8 protein-coding genes are annotated in these 4,248 nt (G+C 44.4%); 2 read left to right on the top strand and 6 right to left on the bottom strand.

The features are described from left to right. Window positions 1-125: 125 nt before the first annotated feature. Window positions 126-296 carry a hypothetical protein gene (locus tag F6K20_RS26665; RefSeq protein WP_287296643.1) on the bottom strand — a complete coding sequence of 57 codons (171 nt, stop codon included), beginning with the start codon at window positions 294-296 and terminating at the stop codon, window positions 126-128. Window positions 297-388: 92 nt separating this feature from the next. Here F6K20_RS26665 and F6K20_RS26660 point away from each other — a divergent pair, with 92 nt between their 5' ends. Further along, window positions 389-700, top strand: coding sequence for a TRADD-N-associated membrane domain-containing protein (locus F6K20_RS26660; protein WP_287296641.1), 312 nt, complete (start codon window positions 389-391; stop codon window positions 698-700). A gap of 274 nt (window positions 701-974) precedes the next feature. Here F6K20_RS26660 and F6K20_RS26655 read toward each other — a convergent pair whose 3' ends face one another. Next, a complete protein-coding gene (locus F6K20_RS26655) occupies window positions 975-1,430 on the bottom strand; it encodes an SRPBCC family protein (protein ID WP_287254560.1) in 456 nt (151 codons plus the stop codon). Between the two features lie 60 nt (window positions 1,431-1,490). Here F6K20_RS26655 and F6K20_RS26650 point away from each other — a divergent pair, with 60 nt between their 5' ends. Then, entirely contained in the window at window positions 1,491-1,652 is a 162-nt protein-coding gene (locus F6K20_RS26650) for a hypothetical protein (protein ID WP_287296639.1), read from the top strand. Between the two features lie 103 nt (window positions 1,653-1,755). On the opposite strand, the gene F6K20_RS26645 is transcribed toward F6K20_RS26650, so the two are convergent. The 4 genes from F6K20_RS26645 to F6K20_RS26630 all read right to left on the bottom strand — a co-directional run bounded on the left by F6K20_RS26645 (window position 1,756) and on the right by F6K20_RS26630 (window position 4,247). Then, window positions 1,756-2,265 carry a late competence development ComFB family protein gene (locus F6K20_RS26645; protein ID WP_008178239.1) on the bottom strand — a complete coding sequence of 170 codons (510 nt, stop codon included), beginning with the start codon at window positions 2,263-2,265 and terminating at the stop codon, window positions 1,756-1,758. Between the two features lie 320 nt (window positions 2,266-2,585). Next, window positions 2,586-2,741 carry a hypothetical protein gene (locus F6K20_RS26640; RefSeq protein WP_287296637.1) on the bottom strand — a complete coding sequence of 52 codons (156 nt, stop codon included), beginning with the start codon at window positions 2,739-2,741 and terminating at the stop codon, window positions 2,586-2,588. 328 nt (window positions 2,742-3,069) lie between these two features. Further along, window positions 3,070-3,930, bottom strand: a complete 861-nt coding sequence (locus F6K20_RS26635; protein ID WP_008178237.1) for a ribonuclease HI family protein — start codon at window positions 3,928-3,930, stop codon at window positions 3,070-3,072. Window positions 3,931-3,971: 41 nt separating this feature from the next. Further along, the gene (locus F6K20_RS26630; RefSeq protein ID WP_502708879.1) at window positions 3,972-4,247 is read right to left on the bottom strand and encodes a hypothetical protein; all 276 of its coding nucleotides are present in this window, start codon (window positions 4,245-4,247) and stop codon (window positions 3,972-3,974) included. Between the last annotated feature and the right edge of the window lies 1 nt (window position 4,248).

Here is a 4,248-nt window from a genome sequence, read left to right as displayed (position 1 = left end):
TGTTTTCTTCAAAAGTTCCGTAGCTTGCCCATAGCCCATAAGCTGATAGCTGATACGCGACACGCTGATAGCTGAATGCTTAATTAGGGCAGATAGGTTTTCTTGATTTACCTATTTGCCCTAATCTATTTTACAGCATTTTTCATAGCTAGGAGGTATACAGGATTTTTCTCTGTTCCCTTTTTTTTCTTCTCTGCTCCCGTCTTGATGCAGCGCGGTCTTGGGGGAAACCCCCTTTGGCGGCGCTGCATCGCTGCTCCCTGCTCCCTAAAACCCAATAGGGCAAAAGCTAACATAAATTCAACCCATCTGCCCTTGCTGTAGATAGTTTCCTTTGAATAGGATAGGAATATCAAAAGCAAACAATACACGATTGAGGAGATCAACAATGGCGTTTAGTTTTCATAAGAAGCGACAAATTAAGGATGACAACCGTGATATCAAACGTGACATCAAAAAAGAAACCGACTGGGAATTATTACGACAAGCAAAATATAGTTTCAACCTTGCTTTTGGTGTAACTGCTGCATCAGCGTTGATGACTTTATTTGGTGTCGGGCTTTTGTATATTGACAAAGTATCGGAAGCAAGCTTGACAGCATCGGGCGGAGTTTTGGGGACTATTACTAGTGTCCAATTCGCGAAGGATTCCAAGGAAGAGTTAAAGGAAATGAGGGAGAAATTGTTAGATGAAACCTAAGCATTCAGCCGTCAGCTATCAGCCGTCAGCCGTTGGCCACAAGCCTTTAGCTGTTTCCGTAGCGCATTAGCTGATAGCTGAATGCTTACCTGACATCAGTACAAAAAAACGTAATAGGGGAGGCGATAACAATCAATTTTAGTACTGAAAGCATCAAATCTGATTATTTTTACCTGTTCGCTGTTCCATACTTTGAGTTTGACCCGGTGGGTGGAATGGGCATCTTGCCCGTTTCCGTGGAATGGGCATCTTGCCCGTTTCCTACTAACCCTACTCAATTCACCAACTTAGAACATTCTCGTTGGGTTACTTTATGGCGATAGCGAAACATTTGCTCTAATTGCAGCGTTACTAACCAACCAAACATATCTTCGACTAACGCTCCTCCTGGTAAGGCAAATTCAATGGAATCAGTTAGCCTAGTTTTCTGATCTTCTGGAATAAATTGATGGCGATGAACCCAATAGTCAAAGGGTCCTTCTTGTTGTTGATCACTGAAGAGTCGGTATTGCTCATACTCGGTATGAACAGCAATCCACTCTAAGGGAATTAGACCAAGAAAAATCCGAAATTCCGAAACTGCTCCAATCCCTAAACCCCCCTCACGACGGATCACCTGGATTGGTTGCCAGGGTGGAGTGAGCAGATCGAGAATATCATCTCGCTCATGAAAGGTCCAAACTATCTCAACTGGTGCATTGATCACAGTAGAATAGTTAAAGTGCAGCATTAGATACCCAGTTATATCAAGTCAGGTTGAATACCCATAATTATAGGGAGGGTGGGAAGTGTGGGGAGATGGGGAGATGGGGAGATTTTTATTAAGGGTAATTATCCCAACATGATATTAGACATAAATCTAAAACGCTGGTTTGGAGACTATAGCCTGTCAACCTGTCAACCTGTCAACCTGTCAACCTGTCAACCTGTCAACCTGTCAACCTTCAAGTGATCAACCTGTCAACCTTCAAGTGATCAACCTGTCAACCTTCAACTTGTCAACCTGTCAAGCTGTGAACGCGATTGACCGTAGGTCACGCTACGCGATCGCAAACTTAGAGCTGGTAACGAGAGTCACTCCAACCATAAATTGGGTCTCTTGGCTGCTCTTTTTGCCGATTTTTTCTGATCTGAGTTGCTCTAATCAGGGTTTGCCTGACAATACTGACCAGATTATACCATGTTATTTCTTTATTTTTGAGTAATTCCCGGATTCCTTGCAGAGCCAGTTTAGCCGCTAGAGATTCGGTTTCTTCTTGTGGTCTGATCGGTGTACAGAGTCTGATCGGGTCTCGTTGCACGGCAGCAAAGGCTTGACGCACAGTAGTAGTAATCTGCTGCCTTAGTTTTTTGTTACCCTTTAACTGCTGCTGACGCCTCCCCTCTTCACAGGAAGCATACAGAGGTGGTAAACGATTGAGGGCATAGGTAGCCACTTCTACATGGTTTATATACTTAGCTAGCTTCGGGGAAAGTCGAGACTTTTGACGCTCTACTTCCTGAGCCACTAAGATTTCCATGACATTTTGATAGGTTATTGCTTGATGTAATCGATGTGCTTCCATGACTTAACCAGTTAGATATTGCAATAAATAAAAAGCCCTTGACGAGTGGCTTGATCAAAGATGGCCATGTGAAAGACATTTTGTTCTGCCTACGCAAGAACCAGCTAGCCAAATACCCTACTTGGGGTCACCGTTTCTTAGTAACCAATTTTTTGAACTCCTGTTGGATTAGCTCTGAGCTTCTACTGCTGTAGTGAAGCACTTATAGATAGCTTTTATGTAAGCATTCAGCCGTCAGCTATCAGCTATCAGCTTTTAGCTATCAGCGTGTCGCGTATCAGCTTATGGGTTAGGTCCGATGCGTCGAAGCCTGTGCCACGCTACTTGAGGTGCTTTTGAATAAAACAGGTAACCATTTGTTTAATCTGAGTGAAATCACAGCGCTTGTGGCCTGTGCCAAAAAGCTGACGGCACCTCAAGCAGCGTAAGCCTTTGGCTGACCGCTGACCGCTGACCGCTGACCGCTGAACGCGCACGCGTGCGCGTAGCGCATATGCTTACGCTTTTATGTATCCTGTCAGGAACTCTCAACAATAGCTTTTTAGTATTTTTTTAGGTTTGAGCTTAACCCCACACCTAGCCAGGTGAGTCTGGTAACCACAATAATAACTGATCTTTTGCTTTCCGCCTATGATATCGATCACAGGCAAAAGCCACGGTTGCGTTCGCCATCCCAATGGTGAACCAGTCGCATTTTGTAGAAGAAATCTAGTACTAATTAGTAAGTACTGAGGGCTTGTTCAGAGTTTTTCCTTATTACTACAAATTACCTAGGATTGCTAAAGCGATAATCATGTGTTATAATTAGAGGGTTTGTTGATTTTTTTTTCGACGCTCGATAATCTTTTCAGATACTTCTAAATCGACCTGGACTTTTCTAATGGCTAGGTCTGCGGGTAATCCTCTAAGATACCAGCGGTATACCTTGGCTAAGGTAGAGTCATCAGCATCAGCCATAGCCGATGCGATCGCATTTTGAACAGAAGCAGGTACCATTTCCTTTAGGGTGGGTAATCGCTTGCTAGTAAACTCATCCCGACCACTTTTTAACTTAAGTAAATTTTTAAATTTAGCATTTTTTGCGTCCGCAATCAACTCAGAGATCTGGTTAGCAAGTTTTGGTACAGGTTGAACCTTGGGCAACTCAGAGAACTGGTCAGCAAGTTTTGGTAAAGAAGGTTGAACCTTGGGCAACCCAGTGGCTTTATTTCTTACAGCGCTAACCCCTTTGCGTTGATCCATAGCCTGATTCGCAGCGGCATCGGCTTCTGAATTCTGTGCTCGGGGAATCCACTCCAATTTAACAGAGTCAAACTGATTCAGAAGTGACTTAGCTTTTGTCCATAAGGGTCGTAAGTGGGGTGTTTTAACTCTCCAGGTACCTTTAAGCTGATTGATAACCAGTTGAGAATCTCCTTTTAGGACTACCTGCCCAGCACCGATTTCCAAGGCTTTCTCCAACCCAAGAATAGCTCCGTTATATTCGGCCTCATTGTTGGTAGCATGAGGGAAAAATTTACTAACGCTAATAGTTTGAGCTCCTGGTTGTTTAATAATAGCAGCAGCACCAGCTATTCCAGGATTCCCACGAGACCCCCCATCAAATAGGATCGTAAGCTTACTGTTAGTCTTCTTAGCTGTTAAGTTGACTGATTGGTTGTTCATCTAATATTCGTTCCTTCGCTTTTGCGTTCACGCAGCGGCTCCTACAGAGGATCGCAAAATACCTCTGAAGAAGGGAAGCATATATATATATATAAGGTAATAGACTCAACTAGCGTATGTGGGGTGTGGGGTGACCGGGTGTGGGGAGATGGGGAGATGGGGAGATGGGGAGATGGGGAGGTGGGGAGATGGGGAGATGGGGAGATGGGGAGATGGGGAGTCGGGAGCGGTGCGACCCGTGGCGAATTTAATTCGCCTACGGAAAGCGCACCGAGGGAGTCGGGAGTAGGAAAACATCCTGTGTAGCTCATAGGTATG

Source organism: Moorena sp. SIO2C4 (genome assembly GCF_010672485.1).
GTDB lineage: Bacteria > Cyanobacteriota > Cyanobacteriia > Cyanobacteriales > Coleofasciculaceae > Moorena > Moorena producens.
Note: the sequence above shows the minus strand (reverse complement) of the source record. Positions and strands in the feature narration are given on the sequence as shown.

Excerpts from the sequence above, each read along its gene's own strand:
- F6K20_RS26655 (WP_287254560.1), bottom strand. The coding sequence starts at position 1,430 with ATGCTGCACTTTAACTATTCTACTGTGATCAATGCACCAGTTGAGATA.
- F6K20_RS26635 (WP_008178237.1), bottom strand. The coding sequence starts at position 3,930 with ATGAACAACCAATCAGTCAACTTAACAGCTAAGAAGACTAACAGTAAG.
- F6K20_RS26665 (WP_287296643.1), bottom strand. The coding sequence starts at position 296 with ATGTTAGCTTTTGCCCTATTGGGTTTTAGGGAGCAGGGAGCAGCGATG.
- F6K20_RS26660 (WP_287296641.1), top strand. The coding sequence starts at position 389 with ATGGCGTTTAGTTTTCATAAGAAGCGACAAATTAAGGATGACAACCGT.
- F6K20_RS26645 (WP_008178239.1), bottom strand. The coding sequence starts at position 2,265 with ATGGAAGCACATCGATTACATCAAGCAATAACCTATCAAAATGTCATG.